Raw genomic sequence first — 15,521 nt, 5'->3', positions numbered from 1 at the left:
AACATGCAAAGTTACAATGTTATATATCAAACAGAAAAAGGACCAAAAACTGAATTCGAGTTCAAGTTTAACGAATATGTATTGTTTGCTGGTTTTAATCATCAGAATATTTTCGATAATAAAACCCTGACACATGTAGGAGACAAATCTATTATTGTATATTCATCGAATAAGGCATTTATTGATAAAGATTTTGTCAATTATATCAGCAGAATAAAATATCCCGTGCTGTTACATTGCTCAAATGAAAGCCTAAATCACAATACATTCTATTATCGCCGAGCAAAGGCGGTTTTACGATCTGGCGGATGGGATCCAAATATTACAAAAACAAACGTATTTTCAGTCCCCCTTGCTTTCCAGTCCGAATTTTTTAATGCAGCAAACACCCATCCTGCATCATTCGGTGAACGGGAACTTATCTGGTGTTTTTTTGGAAGTTTAAAAGGTGACCGAAAAATCATGTACAATGAACTATCCAAACTTAAGCCCAATTTCCACTTTCAGTCCAAGGGATGGATGGATAAGGATAATAAAACACCTGCTCAAGTAATCGAATATTATAAAAACACATTATTTATACCGTCCCCAAAAGGAAATATCTATTTTGAATGTAATCGCACGATGGATGCACTCGAATGGGGCTGCATTCCCGTGTCAATTAAATTTCTGGGAGAGGACTGTTATAAATACTTATACGGTGACCATCCCTTTATTATAGCTGATACGTGGGCAGAAGTTGCTCTTCAGATACAAGAACTAATCAATGATCCGATTAAATTGAAAAACAAACAACGCGAGGTATGGAATTGGTATCAGCAATTTAAAGAAGAGCTAACACGAGATGTCCATCGAATCATTGAAGGAAAACAGCATACATTGGAAGGAAAACAATTTTTCTACCAGAAAGTGGCAAGAAAAAACTGGAAAATCAGATGGGCATTTTTCTTAAATTTTACACTCAAAGTCTATTTTAACCGCTTGACGAAGAAAACAGAATTATAACGCAAATTGATTTAACTTTGTTAAATTTAAATATTATGACCGCAATGGATTTTTCGAAAAGTAATGGCATTTCAATTTTCAGCATATTATTTCTGAGTATTATTGTTAGCTTATATTTTTTCCCTTTTGGATTTACTTTCCTACCCCAGAGTTTTAACACAAAAATTGGACTGGCTGTACTTGGTATTGCATTTGTCGGCATCCATTGTGCGATCAGACGTTCAGTCCAGATAGATGGAGAAGTGGCTATTGCCGCTTCTATTGCTTTTATTTTTGGATTGGTAGGCTTCATTGCATGTGATATAAACCATACCGCAGATTATGCCTATGCTTCTTACATCGCTTCCTTCGGAACATGGCTTAGTGCTGCTTACGCGACTTTTTGCTTCATCAGATTTTTCCACCCCAATGTCACCATAAAACTAATTATCAACTACCTGGCATTCGTTTGTGTAGTCCAATGTATACTTGCCCTCATTATAGACAACGTACCAGCTGTAAAGCAGGTTGTAGATGCCTATATTTCTCAGGATACTATCGCTGATGTCAAATTTCTCAATGATGTGAAACGGCTTTATGGCATTGGAGCTGCTTTAGACCCTGCAGGAACTCGTTTTTCAATCGTTCTTTTGGCGATGGGCTGTATTATGGGAAATAATATCAATGTCAAGAAAAGTGCGATAGAGTCTTATGGTTATTGGCTTGCCTTTATCATTATTAGTGTCGTTGGAAATATGATCTCTAGAACAACCCTAGTAGGGATGACAATGGGCTTGTTTTCTTTTTTTATACTGTCAGGCTTATTAAGAGTAGAAATCAATAAATTTTCCGTCTATATGATTGGGCGCTTCCTGTTGATGCTACTTGTTGGATCTCTGGTCGTTTATTATTTGTATCAAACCAATGACTATGTTTACAAACTTCTTCGCTATGGTTTTGAAGGATTTTTCAATTGGTACGAAACAGGTACCTTCAAGACAGACTCTACCGACAAATTAAATAACAATATGTGGGTATGGCCCGAAGATACCAAAACTTGGATTATCGGCAGGGGAAGCTGGGCTCACTTTGGCCCTGACCCGGGGTATGTACGTTTTATATTCTACAGCGGACTCGTAGGTATGGTCATCTTTTCGCTATTTTTTGTATACAACGCTATTGCCTGTACACTAAAATTCCCAAGTTATTCCTTTTTCTTCCTTATGCTGCTCTGCTTAACATTTGTGATTTGGTATAAAGTACCCACAGATTTATTCTTGATCTATGCCCTCTTTTACTGTTTAGACCCCGAGAAGAAGGAGATGCTCACATGAAAATAGTCTATTGTATCAATGGCACCTTCAACTCAGGGGGGATGGAGCGCGTCTTGGCCAACAAAGCTAATTTCTTGGTAGAGCATGGTTATGAAGTCTGTATTGTCACTTCAGACCAAATGGACAGACCACCTTTTTATCCCCTGGATCACCGTATTCAACAAATTGATCTAAAGATAAACTATCAACAAAATAACGATCAAAGCTTTATCAATAAAATAAGGCATTATCCCGCAAAACAAAGAAAACATCGTAACGCCCTCGAAGCTGTACTAATGCAGATTAAACCTGATATTACAATATCAATGTATGGCAATGATGTCTCTTTTTTATGGAAGTTAAAAGATCATAGTCGAAAGTTTCTCGAAATTCATTTTAGCCGATATAAAAGATTGCTCTATCAACGCAAAGGTCTGTTTAGACTCGCAGATCTCTGGTTAACTCACCTGGATTATAAACTTGTAAAACGCTATGATAAGTTTGTTGTTTTGACATCGGAAGATCGTGCCGACTGGGGAAATTTGCACAACATTGAGGTTATACCAAATGCCGTAACGCCTTTGCATACCTCCCCTAGCACGTTAAGTATCAAACGTGTCACTGCTATTGGTCGATATGATTTCCAAAAAGGCTTTGATCTCCTAATTTATGCCTGGCAAAAAGTCGCAGCAAAATATCCAGATTGGGAGCTCTTTATCTATGGTGATGGCGCACTCAAAGCAGCTTATCAAGCTCAGATTGATGACCTAAATCTACGGGATAAGATTAAACTCATGCCAGCCACAAAAGATATTGGTCAAGTCTATCAAAATACAACCATTTTGGCGTTGTCTTCCCGCTATGAAGGTTTACCGATGGTACTCCTGGAAGCTATGTCTATGGGGCTTCCCATTGTCGCATTTGCCTGCAAATGTGGCCCAAGAGATCTCATTGAGCATGGCAAAAATGGTTTCTTGGTAGCCCCGGGAGATGTCGACCAACTTGCTGAAAATTTACAGCTAGTAATAGCGCAGGAATCGCTACGAACGTCGATGAGTCGAGAAGCATTACACAAAGTCAAAGAATTTCAGCCTGATTTCGTAATGCATAAATGGATAAAACTTTTTGAATCAGAAAGCTAAAAAATAGAATGCAACCACAAAAAAAAGAAATTTTTATTAATGGACGATTTCTGTTGCAAGCCCCTACAGGGGTCAATCGCTTTGCTTATGAGTTATGCCAAGCATTGTTAACAGCAGGAATAGCATTTACCATAATATGCCCTAAAAAAAATATTCATAACGACTATGATATAAAAGATTGGAACATAAAATACTGGTCAAATGGGCCTTCTCATATCTGGGAACAGCTACTATTCCCCCTTTTCTTTATATTTCAAAAAAATCCTTACCTTTTAATCAACTTTACGGGAATCGGTCCTATCCTGATTTCTCAAAAAATAATGACAATTCATGATCTCGCATTCATGTACACCCCCAAATGGTACACAAAATCCTACCGTTGGCTTTACAATAGTTTAACTCCCTGGGCAGCCAAAACCTCAAAAGCAATACTCACGGTTAGTGAGTTCTCTAAAACTGAAATCCAGCGGTTATTGGGAATCGCCCCATCTCGTATCCATGTAATATACAACGCATTGCCTAGTATCTTTCTGCAATTACACAGAAATCTATACCCCAGACCACAGAGCACCCCCTATATTTTAGCGGTTTCGTCCATGGACCCTCGAAAAAATTTTGAAAAATTAATAGAAGCTTTTTTTCTCTTAAAGAATAAAAAAACAGATCTCTGCATAATAGGCGCACAGAATACAATTTATTCGTTTAAATATGTTCAAGAAACGACGAAAGGAGAAGCTCAGATTCGTTGGCTTGGAAGACTGACAGATCAGCAGCTTGCTCAATACTACCAGCATGCCGCTTGTTTTATCTATCCTTCTTTATATGAAGGCTTTGGAATTCCGCCCCTTGAAGCCATGCTTTTTGGTTGCTCTGTGATCGTATCAGATATACCTGTATTCAAAGAAATATATGCAAACACTGTATCTTATGCCAATCCCACGGATGCCTATGATATTGCCAGCAAAATCAATATAGCATTAGAAAATATTGATACAGAATTGATCGAAAAAGGTTACGATAGGGCAAATAGCTATTCATGGGAAAATAGTGGAAAAAAATTAATCCGTTTAATACAATATATCCGATAATCATGATTTCCTTTGCGCTCCTTATCATAATTCTTTATAGTCTTTCCCTGTTTACTTCGTTTTACAAAGAGGTGTACCAGCCTTTCAATAATGAAATTTCTCAAAAATTGAAAGGTATTTCCTGTCTTCTCATTATCTGCTATCACCTAAATTTTCACGTGTCAACTCCCATAGTCGCCTTTGCGAGCAATTGGGGCGCGCCTGTTGTTTCTATTTTCTTGTTTATTTCCGGATATGGTTTAATGGCTTCTTATTTAAAAAAAGGCGCCCAATACTTAAAAGGCTTTCTAAAAAAGAGACTTTGGCGGGTATGTGAGCCACTTTTTATTGTTACAATAATTTACCTCACTTTACAATATCTCGACACAGGTCGTGTGGAGACTGGCCAACTGTCCGGTCTGATCAATAAAGGCATTACGCCATTGCCATTTTCATGGTTCGCCTATTCAATTATTATCTTTTATACCTTCTTTTTTATTTCCTTTCGTTGGAAAAATCTTACGCTATCCTATAAGATACTGTTCATAAGCCTCCTCGCAATAGGTTATATGCTGATTATTTTAACAACTGATTACGAACGTGCATGGTGGGTTTCTTCTATGGCTTTTCTCTCGGGATTAATTTACCGATATAATGAACAGCACATCATTACTTTTACCCACAAAAAATGGATTCACTTTATACTTACCCCAATCGCTTGTGGTGTTATATATCTACTGGTCCAGACGAAAATTGAAATCTTATTTTCCATCGTTTACTTTATTATTCCGGCTTTAATCGTCAACCTGCTCAGTTTCTTAAATTGGAATGGGGGAAAGATCTTTACCTATCTGGGAAAAATTTCTTATGAAGTATACTTGCTCCACGGCCTTTGGATTTACTTGCTGAGAGGACAACATATTTACATAGGATCGGATTATATATACATTTTTGATATTTTCTTACTGACTATAATCAGTTCCGATCTTTTACATCGCCTTCTAAATCGTTCGCAAACCAAACTATGAAAATATTACAAATTGGAAAATTTTACCCGATCAGGGGTGGTGTCGAAAAAAGTCATGTTCGATCTGACAGTGGGCTTATCAGAACAGCACATACAGTGCGATATGCTATGCGCTTCAACAGAAAATCATCCTGCTGAAACAATTCAGTTGAATAATTTCGGCCGTGTAATCATCGTACCTACGAAAATAAAGGCTGCCGCAACAATGCTTGCACCAAGCATGATCACTAAGCTGCGCAAAATAGCCAAAAACTATGATATTATACATATTCATCATCCCGATCCTATGGCTGCACTGGCGCTCTTTCTATCGGGATACAAGGGAAAAGTTGTCTTACACTGGCATTCCGATATTGTCAAACAAAAACGATTGTTACAGCTTTATAGACCTTTGCAAAATTGGTTGATAAAACGTGCCGACAAAATTGTTGGAACAAGTCCCGTCTACGTTCAGGAATCTCCGTTCTTAACCAATGTAAACAATAAAATTGGTCATATCCCCATAGGAATAACGCCCATTGTATCTATTCCTGATAAAGTGGCAAAAATCAGACAACGCTACCCTAATAAAAAAATAATTCTTTCACAGGGACGGCTGGTCGAGTATAAAGGATATCAATATTTGATCAAAGCCATGGCACAATTAGCTGACGATTACCACCTCATCATTGGAGGCAAAGGCCCGCTTCATGATGAGCTCAGCATATTGATTACCACTTTAAAATTACAACATAAAGTATCCCTGATTGGTTATGTCGCGGACGATGATCTTCCAAACTACTTCGCGGCTTGTGATGTATTTTGTTTAAGCTCTGTGCTAAAAACTGAAGCTTTTGCAATTGTTCAGCTCGAGGCCATGTCTTGTCATAAACCTCTTATCTCCACAAAAATACCGGGGTCGGGCGTAAGCTGGGTAAATCAGCATGAAGAATCAGGTTTAACCATACCGATCACTGATGATCAAGCCATTGCAGCTGCTGTGAATAGACTCTTCAATGAAGAAGGCTTGTACGATAAATTAGCTGCGGGGAGCAAAAAACGCTTTGAGTCAAATTTTACAAGAACGATAATGGTAGATAAATGTTTACAGTTATACCATACAATTTGAAGAATACTTTTCTAATGGTTATTTTTGTCCTACGATAAGTGTTTTATTCTTTAGTTTATTGCTAAATCAAAAACTAAATATGGCCATTGATACAACAGGTTCCATACAGATTTCAAATAATCAGTTTTTTGACATCTTATTGCCATTTTTAGAAAAAGGTAAACCCATAAAGATCAATGTTGTGGGAAATAGTATGCGTCCATTTATATGTAATGGCGATCAGGTTATTCTTGCTACTTGTACAGTCGATGAGCTCAAAACAGGTCGGGTTGTTCTAGCAAATTACAGAAATAAATTTGTCCTACACCGAATAATCAGCATAAAAGGGAGAAAAATATGTTTAGCTGGGGATGGTAATACACATCAAATTGAGATCATATCTCCATCTGATGTAAAAGCAATAGCAATAGCAGCTTCACGCAATAGTAGAGATCTTCATTTAAACGCTAAAATAAATATAGGGTTAAGTATGCTATGGTATTATTTGAGACCATTGCGCAAAATATGGCGTAAATTAAACAAACAACGCAATTATGAAATTAAGAAATGATATTACGCTACGTAAAGTAGGTAAAGAATATATTATTGTAGATCCCAGTCAAGATATGGTCGATATGTCAAAAGTATTTACTTTAAATGAAACTGCAGCATTTTTATGGAATGAACTTCAGGGCATAGATTTCGAGCTTGAGGATATGATCAATTTGTTGCTTGACAACTATGAAACCGAACGTGAAGTTGCAGAAAAAGATAGTATTAAGCTGATCGAGATGCTACAAAATGGAAATCTGACGATCTAGTTACATGCTGGATTCCGAAAATTATACAAGCTTTTTTCTTTTTACTTCGAGCTGGTCTCTGGGAAAAGGAAAATGTTCCTGCATCTTTTCCCCCCTTATCAGATCAGGAATGGAAGCAGCTTTTTGATCTTTCGATTCAACAGACCGTGGATGGCATTGTATATTATGGCGTACAGAAATTACGGGATGAATGGCTACCTCCACGAAGTTTACACGTCCGCTGGACAATACGCATCAACCAGCTAGAGCAGCTTCACACAAAAATGAACAAAACGATAACCGAGCAGGCGATTTTATTTAAAGCGCATAAAATTGATGCAGTATTGCTCAAAGGGCAGGGGCTGGCGCAGTATTATCATCAGCCAACAAGTCGTTCTTGTGGCGACATCGATTGGTGTTTTAACGGAAAGCAGGACTTTGATCGTGCAAATAGCGTGATAAAAAACAGCATGATATCCCTTACAAGCCAAGCTGGAAGCAGTTGTTTTTATTTTTGGGAAGGTGTAGAAACAGAACACCATCGCCATATCTTTGACATCCATAATCCCTTAAAAAAAGCATATCTACGGAAACTGACTGATCGCTATCCGATCGAAAAGAAAGTACGCTTTAATGGAGAAGTTGTGCTAACATTATCACCGATCTTAAACATGCTACAGGTCAATAGCCATATTCTTAAGCATATGCTCTCTTTTGGAATTGGGATCAGACAATTGTGCGATGCAGCCAGGCTATATTTTAATGAGGCAAAGAATATCGACGGAACTCAGTTATTGAATATATACCGTGCACTGGGAATATTACCCTGGGTACATCTACTCCATCAACTATTACACGATTTCTTGGGCCTTCCAAAAGAAAACCTTCCAATCCAATTGGACAGATCCAATAATGCAAACTGGATGATGGAAGAAATTTTGTATGCCGGCAATTTCGGTTTTTATGACAACCGCTTCGGTACTTCTGATCAGAGCGGTTTGAAGCGGAGCAAGCGCCGTCAACGCCTGCTTAGAAACATGAAAAATTACCTTCCATACGCAACACAGGAAGTTATTTGGTTTCCAATCGTTCATTTTTTATCAGGCCTTAAAAAATAAAAATGGAAAAATCGCCAAGCCATTATTTGCACTGGTCAATAGCGCTACTCAAACCTTATCGGTTACCGCTGATGATATTTCTTTTATTGGAATTAGTAGGAATCTTCTTTTCCCTGTCTTTTGTCTATTGGTCAAAAAAGGCTGTCGATTATGCAATACACGGGACGAGATTACAGGTCGAGCAGGCCCTGATCTGGACAGGAGGAAGTATTCTATTGGGCATTATGGTACAGCTTATTTCGAATCGCACAAACGAAAAAATGCGCGCGTCAATGTTGATTAAGCTTCAGAACGGAATCATGCATAGGCAGTTATTGTCCACCTGGCAAGTAATCAAAAAATGGCACACTGGCGATATCCAGGTTAGAATTCAAAGCGATTGTAATGAAATCGTTCAAATGGTCGGTTATACTTTTTGGAATTCAATGCTCACTTGCATCAAACTTCTGGCATCTTTCACCTTTCTTTGGTTATTGGATCCTAAACTCGCTGTCCTTATTCTGGCTATTTCACCACTCGTGGCGCTCTCCAAATTATATTTCCGGAGATATCGCAAATTAACACAGGAGCTTAAGCAGGCAGATAGTGAATTTGGTCATGTCGTGCAAGAGAATTTGCGCTTTAGAATGTCAATTAAGGCATTAGGTCTACATCAGATCCGATGGCAAAAACTTGATGCGGCACAAAATAACACATACCGTCTAAAGCTACGATTATTAAACTTCTCTACCTTATCACAGGGCATTATGAAATCGACAGTGAATGCAGGCTTCTTATTTACATTTGTATGGGGGGTACTTCAATTGCAGGCACATTTGATCAGCTTTGGCACCTTAACAGCATTTCTACAACTTGTCAGCAGGATTCAGGGACCTGTATTACAACTCCTTGGATTTGTACCTGCCTTCATACGTTTTCGCACCTCAGTAGAGCGCCTACAGGTATTGGAAATTGAAGAAATAGAAGAAATAGATCATGCAGAAGTCATTTCCGCTCCGACAAGCCTGCTGCTCCAGAACATTAGTTTTAAATACGATGAGATACCGGTTTTAAATGCTTTTAACGCTATGTTCAAAAAAAATGAACCCACGGCACTCATTGGACCAAGCGGACGGGGCAAAACAACCCTTATCCGAATTCTACTCGCACTTTTGAAAACGACGGCTGGATCGGTACATATTGTTACAGAAGAAAAACAGATTCCTTTAACAGCGCGTCATCGCATCAATTTTGGTTACGTCCCACAAGGTGATAAACTTTTTTCGGGAACGATACGCGAAAACCTGCTTTCTTCAACGAAACAGTACAACGAAAAACAGTATAAATCGGCCCTAGAAACTGCCTGTGCCAATTTTGTGTATGAACTGCCATTGGGCTTGGATACCATAATAGGTGAATCAGGCTACGGCCTTTCCGAAGGACAGGCACAGCGTATTGCTATCGCTAGGGCTGTTTTATGCGACCGTAGCTGTTATCTTTTTGATGAAATCACTTCTGCTTTAGATCAAGCTACCGCAGAAAAGCTAATGGAAAATCTGATCCAGTTTGGTAAAAATAAAATATTAATTTTTGTGACCCATGATTTAAATTTGACAGAACGGTGCACACAGCGTATCTTTATTTCTTAAATTTAACCAAGTGAAAAGTCAAACTAAACATATAATAGCTTCCAAATCCAATAAAAACCAATACTATCGGATCGCGGGACATCTATTGAAAATTAATTTCCCGGACGAAATTATCTTGCAAGACTATTTGCCGAGTTTTGAACCTTTTATTTGCGATCCGACTGATGATAAAGAAAATATCTTAATTCATACGGATATCATCCTACAAAAAGCCCCACCATCGCCTTTCGAGTCAAAGTTGCTGAGTGATATTTCGATCTTATGGGAAAATCGGTTTTGCTTTGAAGAATCGGAAGAACATTATATTACGACAGTCTTGGGTGAGAAGGGCCAGATGAATTGGAAAATGTTTAGCAGCAAAGATTTTAAAAAAGCTAAAATATTTGCAAACATTGTCGACAAAGAACAACAAAATGGCATCCTGTCATGGCTTATGATGGTATCTTATGGCCAGGCTGTATTACCTTATCGCACCATCATGATCCATGGTTCTGTGATTAAACAAGGTAATAAAGCTTTTGTATTCTTAGGAAAGAGCGGTACAGGTAAAAGTACACATAGTCGTCTTTGGCTTCAGCATATCCCGGGCACGAGTCTATTGAATGATGATAATCCGGTCATCAGGATCAACGATAACAATGAGGTCGAGATTTTTGGTACGCCCTGGAGCGGAAAGACGCCCTGCTACAAAAATGAAAAATCCAATCTAACGGCTATTATCCGATTACGCCAGGCCCCAGAAAATAAACTGGCTTGGCTATCCGACACACAAGCTTTTATTGGCCTCCTGCCCAGTACCTCTTCCATTCGTTGGAATAGAAGACTTTTCGACCTGATGAACAACACCGTATCTGAAATTATCGATCAGATTCCCATTGGCCTATTGGACTGTCTTCCAGATCAAGCAGCGGCCTTACTATGTTATAAAGAAATAAAATCAAAAACTAAAACAATAAGCTATGAATAAAGTATTGCTTGGACTTTGTCTATTGGGCATGCTGGTTTTTAACTCCTGTAAAATTCGAAAAATCGTCTATGTGAAGGATATGGAGCCCAATGCGGCCTATGCAATTCCGGAAATTACCCCGTTGAAGATCCAAAAAGGTGATCGCTTAAGTATTATCATCAGCGCAAAAAAAGCCGAATTAGCGGCACCTTTTAATGATGCTTTGGGTGCATACCGCGTTAGTAACAATGGAGAAGTAATGACAGGGACTAACCAAAGTGCCTTAATCGAACGAGGTTATTTAGTTAACAATGAAGGAAATATTGAATTTCCCGTTTTTGGTAATCTGGCAGTAGAAAATAAGTCTCTGGCAGAGATCAGAACAATGATTGCCAAAAGGTTAAAAGATGAAAAATATATTGCAGATCCAATTATCAAGGTCGAACTGATGAATATGAAAATCAATATGCTTGGAGAAGTTGGAAACGGTGTTTTAAATGTCCCTGACTCACGCATTAATCTATTGGAAGCCATAGCCCAACAAGGCGGGGTCAGTAAAAATGCCGCGACTGACAGAGTTATGGTCATCCGGGAAGAAAATGGCGTCCGAAAAATGTATGTCAATGATATTGAATCCAAAGATATTTTCAACTCGCCAACTTTTCAGTTAAAACAAAATGATATCGTCTATGTACAACCCCGCGATGGTCAAGTCACAGTTAAATCGGACAATACCTGGCGGGTAATCGGTATAATGACTGGGTTTGTTTCTCTTATTGTCTCATTTGTAGCTATAGCAACTCGATAATTTTTATGGAAAATAGACCAGAAGTTGTAAATAACCAATTCTTCGGGGCAAAGAATAACAGTACATTCAATGTATTGGATATTATAAAATACCTACTTTTTCACTGGCCCTGGTTTTTACTATCCGTATGCATTTTTGGCGGCTATTACTATTATCAGTATAGCAAAACCACTTTTAGTTACAGACAGGCAAGTACCGTAATGATCAAAACTCCAGCCAATACACCAAGTTCGGCTACCCTCACTCGATCGGGAATGAGTTACAATACGGTCAATTTAGCCACTGAAATGCTGCAGCTCAAGTCTAAAGAGCTGATGCGCGAGACGGTGGAAAGCATCAAAGCCGATGTAAGCTATGTCGTTCGTCGACAGCTAAGGGACTACGAACTGTATAATGAATCGCCGGTTCTGGTCCAATTTGTCAATTACAATCCGAGTGGATCTTTCTCTTTCACCATTACGCCGCGCGATAACAAATCTGTACTCGTAGTGGAAAATGTAGGAAAAGACAAAGAAAAAGTTTACATCGCACCTTTAAATAAAGCAATTAAAACGAGCTTTGGCGGAATCCGTATTTTGGCAACACCCTATTATACCAAGGCGGCTTACGATCAGGAAATTTCGGTCAATAAGCTTTCTTCAATCGATATGGCCAATGCTTTGTTGGGTAGACTCAGTATTACACAGACGACCGATGATGCCTCACTTCTGCAGATCGCCATGGAAGACAGCAACCCACAGCGCGCAGCAGACATTATCAACAACCTGATCCGCATCTATAATATCAATTCCATCAATGACAAAAATCAAATCGCACGCAATACGGCCGATTTCATCAATAATCGGGTAGCTATACTAAGTGAGGAACTGGGTTCTGTTGAAGGAGATCTTGAAAAAATTAAGGTCAACAACAATGGTATGGATGTCGCCGAAGTGGGTGGTATGTACATTGAAGACAGTAGATCTTACCGTCTAGAAGCGACTAAAATTGACACCGACCTCAAGCTAGCCGAAATGATGAGTGATTACCTCAGCAAATCGGACAAGCAGACAGCCTTGATCCCGAACAATACAGGCCTTATTGATGGAAATATTGAAGGTCAGATCCAGGCTTATAATACCCTCCAGATACGGAAAAATAAACTGATGGAGGATGGGAATTCAGAAAACCCCATCGTTAAGGAGATCGACAAATCCTTAAATACCATGCGCTCGGGCATTGAACGCACACTTGGCAATACCATTTCCGGTCTACAGGTAAAGAAGAACAATGCGGTCAAAGAGGAAAATAGAGCCTCCGGCAAATCGCGTCAAATGCCGCAAAAGCAGAGACTTGTGCTTTCCATCGAGCGCCAACAGAAAGTGAAAGAAAGCTTATATGTTTTCTTGTTAAATAAACGCGAGGAAAATGCCATTAACCAAGCTATGACCGACGATAACATCAAGGTAATTGATCCCGCATCTGGTTCTTTCGCGCCTGTATATCCGAATAAATTTAAGAAAGTAGGCTTAGGTGTGGCTATTGGACTAGTAATTCCCTCTCTACTTTTGATTTTAATGCTTGTGGTAGATAGTGGGGTTCGCAATCGCAAAGACCTGGAGGAAGGCTTATCGGTTCCATTTTTGGGCGAAATTCCCTTAGCAAAAAAGAACAAACATACTGTTGGCAATGTATCCGTTAGTCAGACCGGAAGGGATGCCTTGACAGAGGCTTTCCGGATCCTACGAACGAACATCAACTTTATGTCCCGTGGTGGTGTGCCTCCCAAAGTGATTACATTTTCGTCGGCCCGCGTTGGCGCAGGAAAAACCTTTAGTGTCATAAATCTCGCCACAACACTATCCTTCTTAAATAAACGCGTCATCATGGTGGATCTGGATCTGCGTAAAGGGACATTGAGTTCACGTATTCCAGTTCCTGTCCGAAAGGGGATCACCCATTATTTATCGGACAAGGAACTTAACCTATCGGAAGTCATTTATAAAACAGAGGTCTCGGATAATATTGATATCATACCAATTGGCGTTATTGCACCTAACCCGGTCGAATTGCTTCATAGCGATCGCTTGGATAATTTGATTGCCGAATTAAAAAAACAATACGATTATATTATCATTGATAGCGTTCCCGTGGAAATTATTGCAGATGCCTATATCACAGATCGAGTTTCCGAACTGACCATCTTTGTCATTCGCTCAGGCAAAATGGATAAACGCGAACTTCCCGATATTGAGAAGATATACCAGTCAAAAAAATTGTCCAATATGGCTATTTTATTTAACGGTGTCAATAGTGGCAAAAGAGGCTACGGTTACGGATATGGATACGGTTATGGCTATGGCTATAGATACGGTGATGATAAGAAATCTTTTTGGAAAAAAGTATTTAACAAATAAATATTAACGCATAAAAAACATACCCAGTGCAAAAGAAGGTGTCCAAAAAGGGCGCCTTCTTTAGTTTTGTTCGTTTTTAAGACTCTATTGTTTTTAGGAGGTTAGATTATGCTGCCATTGGTTCATAGGGATAATTTACCCAATGCAGGCCATAAGTAAGCGGATTATTGTATTTGGGTTGATCATCTGGCCCTGATGAAGTTGTTTTCAGGAGCTTTTTCGACCATTTTCTGAGGTTATGTCCTATACACATGAGGGCAAACTCAATATCTACCTTTTCAAGTCCCCTCATAGTAAACCTGTTAAATTTGTTGTTGCTTTTCATCTGTCCGAAGACCACTTCCACTTCTATGGGGCGTTTACTCCGGTGGTATAATCCTGTTTCTGAGGTAAGACGTTGGCGGGCCTTAGCTTTCAGTTCGTTCAGCCGGTGGTTGACTTCGATCAGCCTGTTTCCCTGCGCTTTATGGCACTGCCCCCGCAGTGGGCACCCTTCACAACTGCATAATCCGGAGGATATGCACCCAATATCCGGCTGTTAATCCAGGCTGAAAAGGAGCTGATATCTCTGCCATTCCGGCATTTATGCACCCAAAAACAGCGTAAAGGGAGCTGTTTAGGGAGAAATTCGGAGCTGCTCCGTCGTGATTCCGGAGGATATGCACCCAGCAGGTGGATCGGGGTATAGATCCGGGACGATTCCGGAGCATGTGCACCCAGAAAAGGCACGATAACCGTTGTTTTGATCTACATAAACAGCGATTCCGGAGGATATGCACCCAGTTGGACCCTATTATTTTCTGTGCTTTTTGTTTAATTGCCAATTCCATCAAGAAAAGGCATATGGCAGGAAAAACAAAAAGAATGAGCACGATAAAACAATTACTCCGTTTACATCTCCAGGGGCTGTCCAACCGTAAGATTGCCGAGCAGATCGGTCTTTATAAGGGTACGGTGAACCGTTATGTCCAGAAGTTATAGGTCATCAGCCGCCCTGTCGGAGAACTGCTGGATATGGAAGAACCTGTTCTGGAGAGGCTTTTTACGGCAGGACCCCCGCCTACCTACAGGACCGTTTCGAAGACTTCAAGCCTCTTATACCATATCTGGAAAAAGAACTCGGCCGCAAACACGTTACCCGCAAACTGCTCTGGGAAGAGTACCGTGCGGAGCATCGGAATATGCATCACAACGCTTAGCCTGAT

Annotated in this window: 15 protein-coding genes; 14 read left to right on the top strand and 1 reads right to left on the bottom strand. The window is 39.5% G+C overall.

Translation table 11 applies throughout. The annotated features are described in order from the left end of the window. Positions 1-3 precede the first annotated feature (3 nt). From DTA23_RS16605 to DTA23_RS16545, 13 genes are all read left to right on the top strand, one after another. Entirely contained in the window at positions 4-1,005 is a 1,002-nt protein-coding gene (locus DTA23_RS16605; protein ID WP_112375405.1) for a hypothetical protein, read from the top strand. Positions 1,006-1,040: 35 nt separating this feature from the next. Continuing rightward, positions 1,041-2,318, top strand: coding sequence for a hypothetical protein (locus tag DTA23_RS16600; protein WP_112375404.1), 1,278 nt, complete (start codon positions 1,041-1,043; stop codon positions 2,316-2,318). Continuing rightward, on the top strand, positions 2,315-3,439 hold the full coding sequence (locus tag DTA23_RS16595; RefSeq protein ID WP_112375403.1) for a glycosyltransferase family 4 protein: 1,125 nt from the start codon (positions 2,315-2,317) through the stop codon (positions 3,437-3,439). The genes DTA23_RS16600 and DTA23_RS16595 overlap by 4 nt, the downstream gene beginning before the upstream one ends. Positions 3,440-3,447: 8 nt before the next feature. After that, positions 3,448-4,527: a glycosyltransferase family 4 protein gene (locus DTA23_RS16590; protein ID WP_112375402.1), complete on the top strand. Its 1,080-nt coding sequence runs from the start codon at positions 3,448-3,450 to the stop codon at positions 4,525-4,527. 2 nt (positions 4,528-4,529) lie between these two features. Next, on the top strand, positions 4,530-5,534 hold the full coding sequence (locus DTA23_RS16585; RefSeq protein ID WP_112375401.1) for an acyltransferase family protein: 1,005 nt from the start codon (positions 4,530-4,532) through the stop codon (positions 5,532-5,534). Between the two features lie 12 nt (positions 5,535-5,546). After that, positions 5,547-6,641 (top strand): glycosyltransferase, encoded by a 1,095-nt coding sequence (locus tag DTA23_RS16580; RefSeq protein ID WP_218565398.1) that lies wholly within the window; start codon positions 5,547-5,549, stop codon positions 6,639-6,641. Positions 6,642-6,720: 79 nt separating this feature from the next. Beyond that, positions 6,721-7,191: a S24 family peptidase gene (locus tag DTA23_RS16575; RefSeq protein ID WP_112375400.1), complete on the top strand. Its 471-nt coding sequence runs from the start codon at positions 6,721-6,723 to the stop codon at positions 7,189-7,191. After that, positions 7,175-7,441 (top strand): PqqD family protein, encoded by a 267-nt coding sequence (locus tag DTA23_RS16570; RefSeq protein WP_112375399.1) that lies wholly within the window; start codon positions 7,175-7,177, stop codon positions 7,439-7,441. The genes DTA23_RS16575 and DTA23_RS16570 overlap by 17 nt, the downstream gene beginning before the upstream one ends. An 11-nt stretch (positions 7,442-7,452) precedes the next feature. Then, positions 7,453-8,538, top strand: a complete 1,086-nt coding sequence (locus DTA23_RS16565) for a nucleotidyltransferase family protein (RefSeq protein ID WP_112375398.1) — start codon at positions 7,453-7,455, stop codon at positions 8,536-8,538. 2 nt (positions 8,539-8,540) lie between these two features. Beyond that, a complete protein-coding gene (locus tag DTA23_RS16560) occupies positions 8,541-10,166 on the top strand; it encodes an ABC transporter ATP-binding protein (protein WP_112375397.1) in 1,626 nt (541 codons plus the stop codon). A gap of 10 nt (positions 10,167-10,176) precedes the next feature. Next, the gene (locus DTA23_RS16555) at positions 10,177-11,133 is read left to right on the top strand and encodes a hypothetical protein (protein WP_239468784.1); all 957 of its coding nucleotides are present in this window, start codon (positions 10,177-10,179) and stop codon (positions 11,131-11,133) included. Beyond that, on the top strand, positions 11,126-11,920 hold the full coding sequence (locus tag DTA23_RS16550; protein WP_112375396.1) for a polysaccharide biosynthesis/export family protein: 795 nt from the start codon (positions 11,126-11,128) through the stop codon (positions 11,918-11,920). The genes DTA23_RS16555 and DTA23_RS16550 overlap by 8 nt, the downstream gene beginning before the upstream one ends. Before the next feature lie 5 nt (positions 11,921-11,925). Continuing rightward, complete coding sequence (locus DTA23_RS16545; RefSeq protein ID WP_112375395.1) at positions 11,926-14,316, top strand: GumC family protein; 2,391 nt, start codon at positions 11,926-11,928, stop codon at positions 14,314-14,316. A gap of 106 nt (positions 14,317-14,422) precedes the next feature. Here DTA23_RS16545 and DTA23_RS27800 read toward each other — a convergent pair whose 3' ends face one another. After that, positions 14,423-14,836 carry a transposase gene (locus tag DTA23_RS27800; RefSeq protein ID WP_256604074.1) on the bottom strand — a complete coding sequence of 138 codons (414 nt, stop codon included), beginning with the start codon at positions 14,834-14,836 and terminating at the stop codon, positions 14,423-14,425. 344 nt (positions 14,837-15,180) lie between these two features. On the opposite strand from DTA23_RS27800, the gene DTA23_RS27175 reads away from it, so the two are divergent. Then, positions 15,181-15,297 (top strand): winged helix-turn-helix domain-containing protein, encoded by a 117-nt coding sequence (locus DTA23_RS27175; RefSeq protein WP_172462439.1) that lies wholly within the window; start codon positions 15,181-15,183, stop codon positions 15,295-15,297. The last annotated feature ends 224 nt before the right edge of the window (positions 15,298-15,521 follow it).

Source organism: Sphingobacterium multivorum, assembly GCF_900457465.1.
Classification (GTDB): Bacteria; Bacteroidota; Bacteroidia; order Sphingobacteriales; family Sphingobacteriaceae; genus Sphingobacterium; species Sphingobacterium multivorum.
This window is presented reverse-complemented; position numbering and strand designations above follow the sequence as displayed.

Excerpts from the sequence above, each read along its gene's own strand:
- DTA23_RS16575 (WP_112375400.1), top strand. The coding sequence starts at position 6,721 with ATGGCCATTGATACAACAGGTTCCATACAGATTTCAAATAATCAGTTT.
- DTA23_RS16570 (WP_112375399.1), top strand. The coding sequence starts at position 7,175 with ATGAAATTAAGAAATGATATTACGCTACGTAAAGTAGGTAAAGAATAT.
- DTA23_RS16545 (WP_112375395.1), top strand. The coding sequence starts at position 11,926 with ATGGAAAATAGACCAGAAGTTGTAAATAACCAATTCTTCGGGGCAAAG.
- DTA23_RS16560 (WP_112375397.1), top strand. The coding sequence starts at position 8,541 with ATGGAAAAATCGCCAAGCCATTATTTGCACTGGTCAATAGCGCTACTC.
- DTA23_RS16550 (WP_112375396.1), top strand. The coding sequence starts at position 11,126 with ATGAATAAAGTATTGCTTGGACTTTGTCTATTGGGCATGCTGGTTTTT.
- DTA23_RS16590 (WP_112375402.1), top strand. The coding sequence starts at position 3,448 with ATGCAACCACAAAAAAAAGAAATTTTTATTAATGGACGATTTCTGTTG.
- DTA23_RS16595 (WP_112375403.1), top strand. The coding sequence starts at position 2,315 with ATGAAAATAGTCTATTGTATCAATGGCACCTTCAACTCAGGGGGGATG.
- DTA23_RS16585 (WP_112375401.1), top strand. The coding sequence starts at position 4,530 with ATGATTTCCTTTGCGCTCCTTATCATAATTCTTTATAGTCTTTCCCTG.
- DTA23_RS16600 (WP_112375404.1), top strand. The coding sequence starts at position 1,041 with ATGACCGCAATGGATTTTTCGAAAAGTAATGGCATTTCAATTTTCAGC.
- DTA23_RS27175 (WP_172462439.1), top strand. The coding sequence starts at position 15,181 with ATGAGCACGATAAAACAATTACTCCGTTTACATCTCCAGGGGCTGTCC.
- DTA23_RS16605 (WP_112375405.1), top strand. The coding sequence starts at position 4 with ATGCAAAGTTACAATGTTATATATCAAACAGAAAAAGGACCAAAAACT.